Source organism: Candidatus Mycobacterium wuenschmannii, from assembly GCF_030252325.1.
Classification (GTDB): domain Bacteria; phylum Actinomycetota; class Actinomycetes; order Mycobacteriales; family Mycobacteriaceae; genus Mycobacterium; species Mycobacterium wuenschmannii.
Genome location: NZ_CP126981.1, coordinates 1,576,571 through 1,590,789 on the forward strand (window position 1 = coordinate 1,576,571; position 14,219 = coordinate 1,590,789).

At 64.4% G+C, this 14,219-nt stretch carries 17 protein-coding genes and 1 tRNA gene; 11 read left to right on the top strand and 7 right to left on the bottom strand.

Features of this window, described 5'->3' with window-relative positions:
• Positions 1-59 precede the first annotated feature (59 nt).
• Genes PT015_RS07660 through PT015_RS07670 form a run of 3 tightly spaced genes read left to right on the top strand, consistent with a single transcriptional unit; the run spans position 60 to position 3,564 of the window.
• Complete coding sequence (locus PT015_RS07660) at positions 60-866, top strand: DNA-formamidopyrimidine glycosylase family protein (RefSeq protein WP_285190034.1); 807 nt, start codon at positions 60-62, stop codon at positions 864-866.
• Between the two features lie 59 nt (positions 867-925).
• Positions 926-1,501 carry a hypothetical protein gene (locus PT015_RS07665; RefSeq protein ID WP_285190035.1) on the top strand — a complete coding sequence of 192 codons (576 nt, stop codon included), beginning with the start codon at positions 926-928 and terminating at the stop codon, positions 1,499-1,501.
• Positions 1,498-3,564: a VWD domain-containing protein gene (locus PT015_RS07670; protein ID WP_285190036.1), complete on the top strand. Its 2,067-nt coding sequence runs from the start codon at positions 1,498-1,500 to the stop codon at positions 3,562-3,564. The genes PT015_RS07665 and PT015_RS07670 overlap by 4 nt, the downstream gene beginning before the upstream one ends.
• A gap of 313 nt (positions 3,565-3,877) precedes the next feature.
• On the opposite strand, the gene PT015_RS07675 is transcribed toward PT015_RS07670, so the two are convergent.
• A complete protein-coding gene (locus tag PT015_RS07675; protein WP_285190037.1) occupies positions 3,878-4,762 on the bottom strand; it encodes an alpha/beta fold hydrolase in 885 nt (294 codons plus the stop codon).
• A gap of 106 nt (positions 4,763-4,868) precedes the next feature.
• Here PT015_RS07675 and PT015_RS07680 point away from each other — a divergent pair, with 106 nt between their 5' ends.
• Positions 4,869-5,435 carry a TetR/AcrR family transcriptional regulator gene (locus PT015_RS07680; RefSeq protein WP_285190038.1) on the top strand — a complete coding sequence of 189 codons (567 nt, stop codon included), beginning with the start codon at positions 4,869-4,871 and terminating at the stop codon, positions 5,433-5,435.
• Here the strand turns inward: PT015_RS07680 and PT015_RS07685 are convergent.
• Entirely contained in the window at positions 5,432-5,602 is a 171-nt protein-coding gene (locus PT015_RS07685; RefSeq protein ID WP_285190039.1) for a hypothetical protein, read from the bottom strand. The two genes, PT015_RS07680 and PT015_RS07685, sit on opposite strands and share 4 nt — an antisense overlap.
• Positions 5,603-5,698: 96 nt before the next feature.
• Positions 5,699-7,597 carry a serine/threonine-protein kinase gene (locus PT015_RS07690; protein ID WP_285190040.1) on the bottom strand — a complete coding sequence of 633 codons (1,899 nt, stop codon included), beginning with the start codon at positions 7,595-7,597 and terminating at the stop codon, positions 5,699-5,701.
• Positions 7,598-8,176: 579 nt separating this feature from the next.
• Here PT015_RS07690 and PT015_RS07695 point away from each other — a divergent pair.
• The 3 genes from PT015_RS07695 (at position 8,177) to PT015_RS07705 (ending at position 10,585) form a co-directional block, all read left to right on the top strand.
• The gene (locus PT015_RS07695; RefSeq protein ID WP_313825839.1) at positions 8,177-8,617 is read left to right on the top strand and encodes a DUF6319 family protein; all 441 of its coding nucleotides are present in this window, start codon (positions 8,177-8,179) and stop codon (positions 8,615-8,617) included.
• Between the two features lie 443 nt (positions 8,618-9,060).
• The gene (locus PT015_RS07700) at positions 9,061-9,576 is read left to right on the top strand and encodes a DUF4352 domain-containing protein (RefSeq protein ID WP_285190041.1); all 516 of its coding nucleotides are present in this window, start codon (positions 9,061-9,063) and stop codon (positions 9,574-9,576) included.
• Positions 9,577-9,640: 64 nt separating this feature from the next.
• Positions 9,641-10,585 (top strand): TIR domain-containing protein, encoded by a 945-nt coding sequence (locus PT015_RS07705; protein WP_285190042.1) that lies wholly within the window; start codon positions 9,641-9,643, stop codon positions 10,583-10,585.
• Here the strand turns inward: PT015_RS07705 and PT015_RS07710 are convergent.
• Positions 10,582-10,932, bottom strand: a complete 351-nt coding sequence (locus PT015_RS07710) for a hypothetical protein (RefSeq protein ID WP_313825840.1) — start codon at positions 10,930-10,932, stop codon at positions 10,582-10,584. The two genes, PT015_RS07705 and PT015_RS07710, sit on opposite strands and share 4 nt — an antisense overlap.
• Before the next feature lie 220 nt (positions 10,933-11,152).
• On the opposite strand from PT015_RS07710, the gene PT015_RS07715 reads away from it, so the two are divergent.
• Genes PT015_RS07715 through PT015_RS07730 form a run of 4 tightly spaced genes read left to right on the top strand, consistent with a single transcriptional unit; the run spans position 11,153 to position 12,246 of the window.
• Positions 11,153-11,419: a hypothetical protein gene (locus tag PT015_RS07715; RefSeq protein WP_285190043.1), complete on the top strand. Its 267-nt coding sequence runs from the start codon at positions 11,153-11,155 to the stop codon at positions 11,417-11,419.
• 6 nt (positions 11,420-11,425) lie between these two features.
• Complete coding sequence (locus PT015_RS07720) at positions 11,426-11,806, top strand: hypothetical protein (RefSeq protein ID WP_285190044.1); 381 nt, start codon at positions 11,426-11,428, stop codon at positions 11,804-11,806.
• A gap of 2 nt (positions 11,807-11,808) precedes the next feature.
• Entirely contained in the window at positions 11,809-12,102 is a 294-nt protein-coding gene (locus PT015_RS07725) for a hypothetical protein (RefSeq protein WP_285190045.1), read from the top strand.
• Between the two features lie 18 nt (positions 12,103-12,120).
• On the top strand, positions 12,121-12,246 hold the full coding sequence (locus tag PT015_RS07730; RefSeq protein WP_285190047.1) for a hypothetical protein: 126 nt from the start codon (positions 12,121-12,123) through the stop codon (positions 12,244-12,246).
• 35 nt (positions 12,247-12,281) lie between these two features.
• On the opposite strand, the gene PT015_RS07735 is transcribed toward PT015_RS07730, so the two are convergent.
• The 3 genes from PT015_RS07735 to PT015_RS07745 all read right to left on the bottom strand — a co-directional run bounded on the left by PT015_RS07735 (position 12,282) and on the right by PT015_RS07745 (position 14,219).
• Complete coding sequence (locus PT015_RS07735; protein ID WP_285190048.1) at positions 12,282-13,001, bottom strand: hypothetical protein; 720 nt, start codon at positions 12,999-13,001, stop codon at positions 12,282-12,284.
• Between the two features lie 291 nt (positions 13,002-13,292).
• Positions 13,293-13,366: transfer RNA gene (locus PT015_RS07740), tRNA-Ile, on the bottom strand.
• Between the two features lie 28 nt (positions 13,367-13,394).
• Positions 13,395-14,219 (bottom strand): carboxymuconolactone decarboxylase family protein, encoded by an 825-nt coding sequence (locus PT015_RS07745; protein ID WP_285190049.1) that lies wholly within the window; start codon positions 14,217-14,219, stop codon positions 13,395-13,397.

Below are 14,219 nucleotides of genomic sequence, written 5' to 3' on the forward strand. Positions count from 1 at the left end.
CGCAACGGGCCAGAAGTATTAGGTCCGATTTTGATTCCTTGTCGTGGACGATGGGATGTATGCCCGAAGGCGATACCGTCTACGCACTGGCAAGACGCCTGAACGCCGCACTGCGCGGCCGCGTGCTGACCCAAGGCGAGTTGCGGGTGCCTGCCCACGCGACGGCAGACCTGGCCGGCCTGACCGTGCTCGAGCACGTCACGCACGGCAAGCATCTGCTGACCCGCTTCTCGGACGACCTGACATTGCATACGCATCTGCTGATGCAGGGTTCGTGGACCGTGTCGGACGCCGGACGTTGGCTGCCCAAAGCGGTGATGCTCGACGTGCGGGTGGTGCTGCGGACCGACGGCCCGGCGGCATACGGCGTCAAGATCCCTGTCGTCGAATTGCTGCGCACCCGCGACGAACACGACGTCGTCGGCCATCTCGGGCCGGACCCGCTGCGCGACGACTGGGACATCGACGAGGCCGCCCGCCGGCTGGCTGCCGAACCCGACCGGCCGTTGGTCGCCGCGCTGCTCGATCAGCGCTGCGTCGCAGGCTTCGGGAATCTCTGGGCCAACGAGATCTGTTTTCTGCGTGGACACAATCCGTGGACTCCCGTCGAGTCGGTCGACATTCCCGCGCTGCTCGAGCTCGGCGCACGAGCGCTGCGCCACTCGGCCACCGTTCCCGGCGCGATGCAGGTGACGACCGGCATCAAGCGCAAGAGTGAGCAGCACTGGGTGTCCGGCCGCGCAGACCGACCGTGTCTGCGTTGCGGCACAACGGTTCAGGTGGTTGCCGAGATCTCCAACGACCCCGAGCGCCGACGCACGTGGTGGTGCCCGCGCTGCCAGCCGGGGCCTGCCGGTCCGCCCTGACGTTGGAAACCGACCGCCGTAGGGCCGCGAACACCTAGCATTTGCGCAGGAGGTGCCCCGTGGCCGGAAGCCGACAGATCTGTGCGGTGCTCGCCGTCGCGTCCGTTGTCGCGGGATGCCACCGCAATGCGACGCCGCCCGCCCCTTCGCCGGTCGGCGCCGAACTCCGGGCGGCCCAGCCGAGTTATCCGGTCGACACCGCGCCGAAGCTGACGATCGCATTGCGCAACAACGGAACTCAGGCCTGCTCGCTGCCGTCGATCGCCGACGGTTCGGTGGAAGTGGTGTCCGTGCAGCGCGACGGGGTGGCGGTGATCGGACGACCAGGCCGCGAATCCCTGTTGGGCGGACTGGCGGAAGTGGTCGCCCAGAGCCTGCGCAGCGTCGCACCGGGCGAGTCGATCTCGGTACCGCTGGACGTCGAAATCTCGTCGCACGGATCGCCCATTCTTCGCACGTCACGGCAGACCGCCACCGACGACGCCCGACTCGTCGGCTGGCTCCTGGACCAGCCCGGTAAATACCGCGTGACAGCGCAACTCGTGGCCGTCACCGGCGTACAACGGCCCGACCTTCCGCCGATGTGTCCGGTCGCGGGCACGTCCGCCACCGCCGAGTTCCAGGTGACGAAGTGATTCGCCGACTCGCCACCGCGCTAGCCGTGTGCGTCGCGATCGGCTCGCTGGCCCTCCCGCAGCGCTCGCGGGCCGACATCATCGCGGATACCGGATCGGCTAACGGAATTGCGTTGTGCGGCAAGCTGTATGCGGCAGGCCATGACCCCTCCGGCCTGTGGGGCCGATTGAACGGTCCCGGCACGCCCCCGGTCAAGATCATCACCACGCGCGTGCCGACCAACGGCGCGGGAACCGGGACCCGCGACGACGCGGACGGCATCCAGATCTTCTGGGATCCGACCCACGACATCACCAAAGACGGCGTCACCTCGACGCCGTGCGAGGCGCTCTACCACGAGTTGCAGCACGCCGCCGACGACGTCGACAAACTCCCGGACTCCTTTCTCGACGACAGCTGCAGCGCGAAAGGTACCGGCCCCGGCAAGGGAATTGCCAAGGCGGAGTGGCGCGCCGTCGCCGCGCAGAATGCCTACCGGGCATCTTTCGGTCTGCCGCCGCAACTGAGTTATCACGGCACGCCGTTCGGACCCGGCACCTTTGACGACTGCAAGAAGAACCACCCGCCGGGCGGATCCAAGAAGAAATCGACCAATTCGGTCTTTGGCGATCCGCACCTCGCCACGACCGACGGGCTCCTGTACGACTTGCAGCAGGTCGGCGAATTCACCGCGTTTCACTCAGCCGACCCCGCCGCGCCCCGCGTGCAAGTCCGCACCACTGCGGTTCCCGAGTCCAAGGTGGCGGCACTGGTGTCGGGGGTGGCCGCCGGCAGCAGCGACCGACGGGTGGCGTTCGTCAGCAGTAAAGGCGTCTTGACCATCAGCTCCTTCGCGCAAGGCAAGACCGAGACGATCACGCTCGATGACGGCGCACTGCGGGATCTCGGCGGCGGGCTGACCCTCTCAGCCGCCGCGGCGACCGACTCCACTGGGCGCGCTTACGTCCTGCGGTGGGCGGAGGGTTCGGAGCTTCGCGTCAACGATGCGGGCTGGTGGGGCCTTCGTATTTCCTTCGACCCGTCCGTGTCGGCGAAAGTCGCTCAGCCGCAAGGTCTCCTGGGCAACTTCAACGCCGACCCCGCCGACGACCTGACCCGCCCGGACGGTCGCCGCATCGCGCCCGATGCGAGCCAGGCCGACATCCGGTCCGAATTCGGCGACGCATGGCGAATCAGTCAGGCAGACAGCCTATTTCCGTACGCAACCGGTGAATCGACCGATACCTTCACGGACCGCGCGTTTCCCGCCGGCGAACCGCAACTCGGCGACACCACCCAGGCTCGCTCGATCTGCCAGGGCGCCGGATCGGTTCCCGCCGGCCTGCTCAGCGCCTGCGTCCTGGACCTCACGGTCACCGGCAATCCGGTGCTGGCTCAGATGGCGGCGGTCGTCGCCCAGGACGTGTCGGTCAAGCTGGTCGCCGGCCAGGCGGGCGGTTTGCCGCAGTCCAGCGCGAACGACTTCGGCTCCGGCAAAACCGTGAGCGGAACCGTCAACGCCGCAAAGGAAGTCGCGTACACGTTCAACGCGAACGCCGGCGACGTCGCCGATATCCGGAGCGAATGCACGCCCAGCGGCAAAGGACTCACCTACGGCGTCAAGGCGGTCGACTCGTCCGGATCGCTCGCGGATCCGGTCGGTCGCGTCGACGGTTGCACGAACCTCGGACGCGTCGCGTTCGCCACGACGGCGGCCTACCAGCTGGTGATCAGCGGCGAGGGCCAGTACCGGATCAACTGGCAACCAACGCCCGGAGATCAGCGCCAGGAGTTGAGCACAACGGGGATCAATGCCGGCCGGGTTGTCGCCGCGACCCGCCACCACATCGGCTTCACCGTGAGCCCCGGCCAGCAATGGACGTTTACTCCGGCCGCCGGATGCACCCAGATGCCTGGCTTCGTCTGGCAAGTCCTCGACGCAGACGGGGGTTCTGGTGGGCGCGGCATTCTGGACGGCTGCCAGCCGATCGGGCCGCTGACACTTGCACCGGGAAAATACGATCTACGAATCGATGCGCAGACGGCCGACGCCAGTTACTCGTTCACCGCCCAACTGTCCTGACCGTTCAGCAAGGTTGTCAGAGCACGCCGCGCCGAGTTCCTTTCGCACGATGCGTATCTGGCGGTTGTAACCTGAACAAACAGGCCAGCAAGCGGGAGCCAGCAGCCATGTCGGCAAGTTTTTGGATCGAAGAAGACGTGTGCGACCTGTGCGGCGGCCCAGTGGACGTCCTCGTCAAGCGAGCGTTCGCTCAGGGAGGCCGCCCCCTGCCGCCGGTAGCTCAGACGGCAACCTGTCGACGCGGCTGTCAGGGCGAAGTGCTGCCCCCGGCGCGGATGTCGAAGCGCCGCGCCTAGGGACAACGCCTTTCGGGCTAGCCGAGCTTTCGCGTCAAGAAGTCGTAGATCAGCGGGAAGACCTCGTCGGGGCGGTCCTCGAGCAGGAAGTGCCCGCTGTCGAAGAGGTGGAACTCGATCTCCTGCACGTCACGCTTGTATGGGTGGGCGCCGTCGGCCGGGAAGATCACATCGTTTGCGCCCCAGACGATCAGCGTGGGTGGCTGCCTGTCGCGCAGCCACTGCTGCACCGCCGGGTAGAGCGCGGGATTGGTCCCATAGTCCAGGAAGTAGTCCATCTGGATCTCGTCGTTGCCCGGGCGGTCCAGCAGCGCCTGATCGATCACCCAGTTGTCGGGCGAGATGCGCCCGGGGTTGGCCATGCCGTCGGTGTACTGGAACTTGGTCAGGTCGGCGGTGACGAGCTTGCGCAGCGCATCGCGGTTCGCCGCGCTCGGGTCGGCCCAGTAGTCCTTGATGGGGGCCCAGAAGTCGTTGTCGAGGCCTTCGTCATAGGCGTTGCCGTTCTGCACGACCAGGGCGGTGACGGCGTCGGGGTCAGCGAGTGCGAGCCGCCATGCGGTCGGGGCGCCGTAGTCGAAGACGTTAACCGCGTACCTGCTGATACCGAGCTTGGTCAGCAGCTTCTGCACCAGTTGTGCGGCCGAGTCGAACGTGTAGGAGAACTCCGTGTGATCCGGGGCGGCGCTCTGTCCGAAGCCGGGCAGGTCCGGGGCGATGACGTGGAAACGGTCCGCGAGGTACGGGATCAGGTTTCTGAACATGTGCGACGACGTCGGAAAGCCGTGCAGCAGTAGCACAACCGGGGCGTCGGCCGGGCCGGCCTCACGATAGAACAGCTCGAATCCGTCGAGATTCTCGACTTTGTAGTGCACGGCGGGAACGGATGGCGCGGTGGTCATGGCAGGACTCCTTCTCGAATATTTCGGCGACGTTCAGTCAACATACCTACCTCCAGGTATGTTGGCAACCCTAGAGGTAGGTTTGTTTGCTGGTACCATTCGCGAGATGGATAGCAGGCAGAAGATCGTCGACTCGGCGAAGCGGATGTTCTGGCATCACGGCTACTCGACGACCAGTCCGCGGCAGGTTATGGCCGACTCCGGGGTGAGCCAGGGCAGCTTCTATCACCACTTCCCCACCAAGCCCGAACTCGGTCGCGAAGTCGTCGAGGCGAATGGCCGCGACGTGCTGGACGCGGTGCGCGCGGCTATGGACGGGCAACCGACGGGACGGGATCGATTAGCCGCGTTTCTCGGATCGGCGAACGAGGCGCTCGATGGTTGCCGAGTCGGCGGCTTCGCTTACGACGCAGGCATTTTGGCGGAGGCAGAGCTGCGGGAAAGCCTGGGGTCGGTGTTTGTCGAATTGGAATCTGTGGTGGAGCAAGCGGTTCGAGACGGGCAGCTCGACGGTTCGCTACTGCCCCAACTGGACCCGAAGCAAACGGCCGCCGCCCTGATCGCCGTCGTCGAAGGGGCTTTCGTCACCGCCCGCGCGACCGGCCGGCAGAGCACGGCGGACGAGGCCACCGCCGGCGCCCTGGCATTGCTGTCCGCGCCGCTGGGAGGCTAAGCAGCGGCTTGCGTGACGGTCACGCTGCGGAAGTGCTCCATGCCGTCCTCGTCCGTCAGATCCCGAACGACCTCCGCCAGTTTGGTTCTCACGTCAGTGGGTGAGGTGTACTGCGTGATCGCGCGTGCTCCGTCGTCGAACTCGATAGTCACGAGGTAGTTGCTCACGTGAGCCTCCTGATGCTGAAGGGGTTACCCAACGCTAAAGGAGAACCTCAGCCAGGTCCTTTGATCAGGCTGTGAACTCGCTGTACGTTCGGCGGTTCAGTCGCCCGTGCGGGTGAAAGTCGACTCGTAGTCCCGAGAGCCGGAGCAGCCGCCCGTCATTTCAAGGTGCTCACCGATCTTCCATACCGCGATCGGATCCTGTGGCGGCTGCGGAAGTCCACCCTCGATCGCCCACTCGTTGTGTTGCGGAGTCCCGTTCTTGCACTTCGTGTCCGAGGTCGAGTGCCGGGTCCACTTGTCGTCGGCGAAGTTGAAATGCCGCGACGATCCGTCCTTGGAATCGGTGAAGGAAGACAGACAGCGTTTGCCCGATCGGAGGCAATCGGTTGCAGCGATGTAATCGTGCTGACTTCCACCAGGATTCGTAGTCTCGGAGTGGTAGCGACCGCGCAGTGCCGACGCCGGCGACGCCACCCGCGCTGGAAGTTTGGACGGGTCCTCGACCAGGCTTTGGTGCGCATCGCCGCTGCGGGTGAACGTGACTGTCGATCGCCGCCCGCAGCCCGTCTCACCGTCCGTGCTGTAGGTGCCGGTGAGCGTGTCGCTGTTGCCCTTCACCGAGACGACAACCCATCGAGGACTCGGATCGCCGCCGGAACACTCATTCGCGGAGTCTCCCTCGGCCACGGCCAGCCACCGGCCGTCGACATAGTCGAAGATGAGTGACGGGGTGTAGCCACCCGGCCCCACCTCTGATGCCGTTGCGATACAACGATTGCCACTGCACGAGGAGCGCAGCAGCCACTTCTGGCTCGGAACGTTGCCCTTTTGCGCCTTGCCCGAAAAGCTCTTTTGCGCCGAGAAATTGGCGATGTAAACGCCGTCGAACCGAGGTCCGGTCGGTGCGCGAGAAGCCGCCGGATGCGTGCGGGTGGGAGGCGCGGGGCGCCCGTCCTGCACAGACACCCATACCGCTCCGGCCACCAACGCCGCGACGACCGCCACGGCGGGCACGACGACGCGCGGCCGCAACAACGAACGGCGACTGGGCTTTGCCGACATCAAGCCGTGCACCTGCGCGCCCGCCGCTGGAGTGGTGTAACCGGGCGTGCGCTGCTGGGTCGCGGCGAACGCGGACGCCACCTCGGCCTGCTGCGTCGGTGGCTCAGCCTGAAATGGCGGTGCCGCCTCGATGGCCGTATGTGCCGCGTCGCTCAACTCGTTGGCCGTGGCGAACCGCTCGTTTGGATCCTTCGCCATGCCACGGGCGATGACGTCGTCAATCGCGTGCGGTAGGCCGCTTTTGACGACCGACGGTCGCGGCGGCGGAGTCGACAGGTGACCCGCGACCTGTTGTTCGACGCTGTCGCCGGGGAAGGGGCGCTCGCCGGTCAGGGTCTGGTGCAGCACGCAGGTGAGCGCGTAGACGTCCGAGCGGGCGTCGGGCCGGCCGGTGCCGAATCGCTCGGGCGCCATGTAGGCCCAGGTGCCGATCGCCGAACCCGTTGCCGTCAAGCCGGTTTCGCCGATGGTCCGCGCGATCCCGAAGTCGATCAGATAGGCGAAGTCCGAGTTGGTCACCAAGACGTTGGACGGCTTGACGTCGCGGTGGACGAGTCCGGCGGCATGGGCGGCCTGCAGTGCCGAGGCGACCTGGTCGACGATTTTGATCGCGCGCCTCGGCTCCAGCGGACCGGCATTCAACACCGACTCCAGATCGCGGCCCTCGATCAGGCGCATGTCCACATAGAGGCGCCCGTCGATTTCGCCGTAGTTGTGGATCGGCACGATGTGCGGTTCGTTCAGCGCGGCAGCCACTTGCGCCTCGCGGCGGAACCGCTCCTGAAAGACGTTGTCGTCGGCCAGGTGCGCGGGCAACACCTTCAGCGCGACGACTCGATGGGTGGCGGTGTCATGGGCCCGCCACACCTCCCCCATGCCGCCGCGACCCAGCAACGTCTGAAGTTGGTAGCGCCCGAATTGCGTGCCCTGCACTGAACCTCCCCGCGACTGCTCAGCACGTGCTCAGCAGGACGACACTAACCGCCGGTCGTTCTCGTTGCGCGCTGTTGTGGCGCGGAGATGCCACTGATCGCACGTCACCTCGCGCCTAGCCGGGTCGGTTGCCGCGAGCAAACTCCGCGTTTGCGGCAATGGTGTCACGGCACCCGGACCGTCACCGGCCGTATGTCGGTGGCGTCCCGCGGCGTAGGGACGGTGCTTAACGTGCAGAAATGGCCGAGATCGCTAAGCGTCAGCCGCACCAACCGAGGCGTCGGCACGACCCGGTGACATCGCGTTGCCGGCTCTAGCTCGGGTCGTCTGACCGCACGAATTGTCCTTCTTTGAATCCGCTATGAGATTTGCGTGGTAAGCCCGGTCGCTAGACACGCCGCGCCGCACGGTTGATCGAACTGCAGAGCCTAAATACGGAGTGGCACAACGCTTCTCGTGGAGATCGCGCCGATCGACACGGCCGTCGGATTTGATCGTGTATCGAACATATGTTCTAATTTTGTCCGACCGTCAGAACCGTTCACCGCGGCAGATACTCAGGAGGAGAACGACTCAATGATGACTGCAGAAACCCTCGCAACGGAAGCCTCACACGCCGATTTCGACATTCCCAACACGTGGGAATCGGACGCCGAGCGCACCGCGCCGGTCGGCGAGCCAGCGCCCGCCGCTGTACCGACGGCAGACGAGAAGCCGCGGAAGGCACCGGCCAAGAAGGCCGCCGGCAAGAAGGCGAAGACCCTCGAGTTGACGCTGACCGTCACCGGCACCGCCGACGGCGAATGGCGTGCGGAACTCAAGCAGGGCACCAGTTATCTGGCGCGCGATCTCGCCGTCGCGGCCGCCGCTGTCTCCCGGGCTGCGAAGGAACTGCACGAAGATCTATCAACCCCGATCGACGAGGTCATCGAAGAGGCACGATCGCAGCAGGCCGCCAAGGTCGCGGCGCTGGAAGCCGAATTGGACGCCGCCCGTAAGGCTCTCGCCGACCTGGACTGAGAGTCCTGGACATTCGGTAGGGCGGGCGGGGCTCGAACCCGCGACCAACGGATTATGAGTCCCTTTACAGCGCCGCAACGACCAGCGCGGATGGTTAGCTCAATCGACCCATATCGCCTGCATAACACCATCTTTGAGCGTTGCCGGTACGGGCGCAGTACGGGTCCGGTACGGCCTAAATGCGCCCCCGGTCGCCGGGACGAGCGAGTTAGCTAGCGACACCCCGGCCGCAGGTATGGCCAAAGTCGGTCACAGCCGGATCGCGTTCGGTAGTCTGCGCAAGCCGATTGCCGAGATTCGACCCGGGGGAATGCAACGTGCCTGACGAGCCAACTGAGCCGCCGCAGCCGCCGCTTGGCGGGCAGCAACCGGGTGGCTACTATCCCCCACCGCCTAGTTACTACCAACAACCGCAGCAGAAGCGCAAGAAGTGGCCGTGGATCTTGCTCGCCGTCGTCGTGCTGTTCTTCGGCGGTTGCGTTGCCATCATCGGCTCGATCGGTTCGTCGATCGAGAGCGCGTCTAAAAGCAACGAACCTAGCAGTGGCTCTCACCCGTCTGAGAGCGCGCCGGCCAACGGCATTGGGCAGGAAGTTCGTGACGGAAAGTTCGCGTTCACCGTCACCAACGTACAGAGGGCGCCTACAGCTGGAACGGCAACGGCGCGAGGCGAGTTCGTGATCGTGACAATGACGGTCAAGAACACCGGCAACCAGCCTCAGTCGTTCTTTTCGAACAACCAGAAGCTTTTCGACACTGCCGGCAGGGAATACGCCTCTGACTCAACGGCCGACTCGGCGTTGAACTCGGACTCCGGAGACTCAATGGTCATTGATCTCAACCCCGGTTTCGACCTGACGGCGAAGGTGGCGTTCGACGTACCCCCGGGCACTCAGGTTGCGGGAATTACAGTGCATGACTCGGCTTTCTCGGGCGGAGCGAAGATCAGCCTCTCCTAAGCTGAGGCGCACACCCCAAGGCGAAGGCGGGGGCCAATGAGTCAGCCCGTCCTCAGGAGCTTCAATGCATATTTTCGTCAGCTGGTCCGGCAGGCCCGCGCAAGTGCTGGCCGCCTTCCTTCAGACTTGGTTGCGCCAGGTCATCCAAGAACTAGATCCGTTCATGTCGACGAACAGCATTGCCAAGGGTGCTCGCTGGAGTCCTGAGATAGCCAAGCGGTTAGAAACCACGAGCGAGGCCATCGTTTGTGTAACTAGCGAGAACCAAGATGCCCCATGGCTCAACTTCGAGGCGGGCGCTCTCGCAAAAGCGACGGATTCGCGCGTCCGTCCGCTCCTGATTGACCTCGCGCCGAGCGATGTGACCGGTCCGCTCTCCGAGTTTCAACTCACCTCAGCAGCGGATAAGGAGGACGTTCGTCGTCTGATCAACAGCATTAACGAGAACTGCGACCGAAGTCTGCCGACTGAAATTCTCGACGCCACCTTTGAGCGCGAGTGGCCCGCGCTGAAGGAGAAGATAACCGAAGTCATCAAATTGATTGGTGGACAGCCAAGTACGAAACAGCGGAAGCGCGACGACGTCGACCTCATGGCGGAGATCCTTGAGCGAGTGCGAATGATGGAGCGCCTAGGTCAGGACCAGTTATACACTTCGGAGCGCATTTTCGACGAGCTTGCCCGACTGCGACCAGGCGTACTCGATGGTGGCCTAAAGAGTTTTGAAAGCAGACGACGCACCATCACGGCGACGCCTTCCAGATCCAACAAGGACTTGCGTGACCTGTACGACGCGCTTCGGGCGGCTTGGGGCCAATCGATCACCGTTATAATGAGAAACGGCAAAATAATTGAAGGGAAACTCACTGACATTCAAGGTGAGTTGCCTGATACGACGTTGACAGTTAAGCCTGACCCGCAATCGAATGACGTCGAGTTCGTCGACGTAATTTCTATCATCAAGGCGACAATTCATCCACCAGCTGCGGACGACGAGCCTCCTTTCTAATTTGCCTGCCTCTCAGTGAAACTAACTACGTTGCCAGACGTCCTGTAGAGACGACCATTGGGTTCTGGCAGCGAGTTAAGTGCACCGCCGTCCGTCTCCGGTATGTAGTCGCCATACACGTCGAGCGTCAGCGAATAGGTCGCGTGGCCGAGCCACTGGCTGACCTGCATGAAGTGGACGCCCGCCGACAGCTGTAGAGCCGCGAACGTGTGGCGTAGGTCGTGGAGCCGAACGCCCTCTACCGCGGGCACTTCCGCGCCGTCGTCGCTGAGCGTGGCTGGCCGGCTCGCGGGCAACCCAACCGCTTCCAAGGCGGGCTTAAGCAGGTTCCGGTAGTAGGCGCCCATGTCGCACGGCTCCGAGAAGTCAAGCGGCGCAATGGCTCTACACCCGCGCCTACGCGCCCCGCCGAGCGCCCGATTCGGCCACAGCGGCGCTGCCTGCTCGTCGCCGCGCGGGTGTTACCCGCGTGTTCGAGGCCGACAACAAGCTCACCACCGGTACGGTGCTCAACCGTTTGTTCACTCCGGCAACGCAACTGAACGAGTGGGGCCAGACTTGCTACGGTTGTGGAATGCCGACGGTATGGTCCCGCCGCCGTACCTGGGTCAGACCTTTGCAGGTGACCACACGCACTACCTCACCAGCGGATCGACCGTCATCGACTCGCAAGACATCGAGTTGATGATTGCGCATATCACTGAACACGGGTTCGGAACACCAAGCGGCGCAACAATGGTCATCCTCGCCAACCCACAAGACGTAGAAGCAGCGACGATGACCGCGTGGCGCGCCGGTATCTCCTACCGGTCGGGCGGCCCGCTGCCGAAGTAGGATTTCGTGCCCAGTTCATTGATGCCGGCCTGGATTTCAGACGAAAGTGTGCACGGCGCTGTGCCGGCCAGCGAGTACAGCGGCCTGGAGGTTTGGGGCAGCTACGGCAACGCGCTGCTGATTCAGAGCTACTACGTGCCTCGCGGCTACGTGGCCGTGCTCGCCACCGGCGGACCGAACAACTCCGTCAACCCTATTGGCTTCCGGGAACACGTGACCGAGGCATATCGTGGGCTCCGCCAAATAGCGGGCCGGGGCCCATACCCGTTGCAAGAGAGCTTCTTTGCGCGCGGCTTCGGCGTGGGCACGCGGCACCGGGGCGCGGCTGTGGTCTGCCAGATCACGACCAGCAACTCGTACACCGCGCCGAGGACGATTGCGATCTAGGCATGGCCGCGTCAGCTCCCGAGCCGTGGCGCGAGCCGTCGCCGTGGCGACCTGAGCCACAACGCCGTCCCCGCAACCCGCTCAACTACCAACACGAGACCGGCGACACCGAACTGTCGTGGGGCGAAGGGCTCGTGCCACCGCACGCGAACGGTGAGCCGCCGTCCGAACTCGGCCAGTACATGCCCCGCGCGCCGCGATTAGACCCGCCGTCGTACGGCGTCGGTCGGCCCCGGCAACACCGCCGCCCCCGCAACGAGGTCCGGGGCTGCCCCGGCAACCGCATCGCGCGGTAGAGCCAAAGAGAGGACACGATGGCCACCAAGAAGCAGGCCGGAGCGCGGTCGAAGTTCGCGAAGCAGGCCCGCGCAAAGGGTGCCACCAAGGTCGGTCGCCGTGCGAAGAGCAAAGCTGCACCGCGCAAGAAGCGCAGGAAATAACTATTGCTTGACTGCCGCTTAAACTTTCGCGACTGCTATCGCCGCCGAACAACCCAGCCTTCTCGGTGCCACTGAACGATGGTTGCAGCGAGAGTAACGACGGCGCGAGCTTCTTGAGGCGTTGGCGCCCGCCTAGGCCCCGCGCCACCGTGTCGGTCATGGTTCGGCCATATGAGTTCCAGCATCGCTACAAGTGGACCGACGCCATTCGACCGATCCTGGCCAGGCAAAATCATCTCCCACAGCCCACCCTGGCTCCGAAGGTGCCCCAAGACCGATCCGAGCGTCGCGTTCTGCTGGTTCGGAAGCACTGATGGGACAAGCACGTCCTCGACGGCCTTGATCGCGTGATCCCACGCGTCGGAGGGGTCGCCATTGCGGCCGAATGCATTCGCCCAAGCTTCTCTAAGTTCAGCCGCAGCGTCGTCAGCCACCGAAGTCGCGGCTTCCAGGGTTGCCTGCACTTCATCTGCCACAACGCGTGTCAGCGAAATATGGTCGTCAGCAACTCTCCACGCCGACGCTCCGATTGATAGGTGATGCTGAAGCTTCTCCCAGTCATTCGCATTTGGCCCCAACACGTCCAGCGTCGCATCCAGCAAGTCCAAATCGAACTCTTCGCTATCCAGCATTTTGTCAAAAAGATCTGTGAGCTGATGGAGTTCGAAATTCGCGGGCAAGTTGAGTCGAAAACGAACAGCAAGCTCTCGCATCTCGGCCGCGCGATACGGCCGATCAGTGATTTGCCCAGTCACGGACCGGAACCAGATCCCAACCACATGGCGCAGATGGGCAGGGACGCCTTCGAACGGGCCGTCAGGTGTAACGCCCTTCAATCGGTGGGAGAGCCTTTGTCGCGCCATCCGCCAAGCCTATGGCGTCCCTCGGACATCGCTCGTTGTGAAGGGAGCAATTAAACCGCGTGTCGCCGCGACCGGATTAGCTAGCGCTCTTCATACGCGCCATGCGCCGGTAAGACGCCGGCAAATCGCGGTGACCAGCGCGCTCGACAGTTGACAAAAATGCGTCTACCAGGCGATATCGAGTAGGGCGGGCGGGGCTCGAACCCGCGACCAACGGATTATGAGTCCGCGGCTCTAACCAACTGAGCTACCGCCCCTGATCAACGTAGAGATTAGCGCCAGGCGTCAGCTGTACACCGTCTGGCCGTCGGCGTCGAGCAGATATTGCTCCGTGCCGTGCTCGACCCGCGGCGCGTCGCCGCCCAGGGCCACGGCGATCTTGTTGCTGGCATTGCGCATCACGTCGAGGGTCAACTCGACCGCCTCGGCGTCGGAGAAGTGCGCGCGCACCCCGGCGGCGACATCCCCAGCGATCGACGCCGGCGACCAGATCAGCGCGTCCGCATACCGCAGCGCCGCCTTGTGCCGATCGGTCAACTGCGTCGACTCCTCGAACCGCTCGATGTCTTCGTACAGCGTCTCGGTGCCGCCGACGTCCAGCGCCGTCGTCTCGCGCAACGACTTGCACAGCCGGCAGTTGTGCTGGGTCGCGCCGCGCAACCGCACCACCTCCGCCGTCAACGCATCGAGCGCGCGCAGCCGGGCCACCGTCGGCAAGAACGTGTTGAACACGATGTCGGACGGGTCGGTAGCGTCGTCCCACGCGACCGGGCCCGCGACCCAGCCGAGATATTCACCGCCAACACCTAAAGCCTCCAGGCCCGCCCGCACCCGCGGCACGAAGTCGGCGATATACATCTGCACGACGACGCTGAAGGTGCTGTCGCCCAATGCTTTCCATAGCTTCGAGCGCTGTCCGCCACCAACAGCGGAGACGTCGACGCTGAATTGCTCGGCGAACTCGGCGACCACCCGATCGTCAGCTGGATCGGCCTCAGACGGCAGCGCCGGCAGCCCGAGCGTCCGGCCGCACACCTGCCGAACGAGCGCGGTCACCCGACCATCGCCCGGGGAGAGCGCCACCAATCGCGTCAGATCGTCATGCACCAC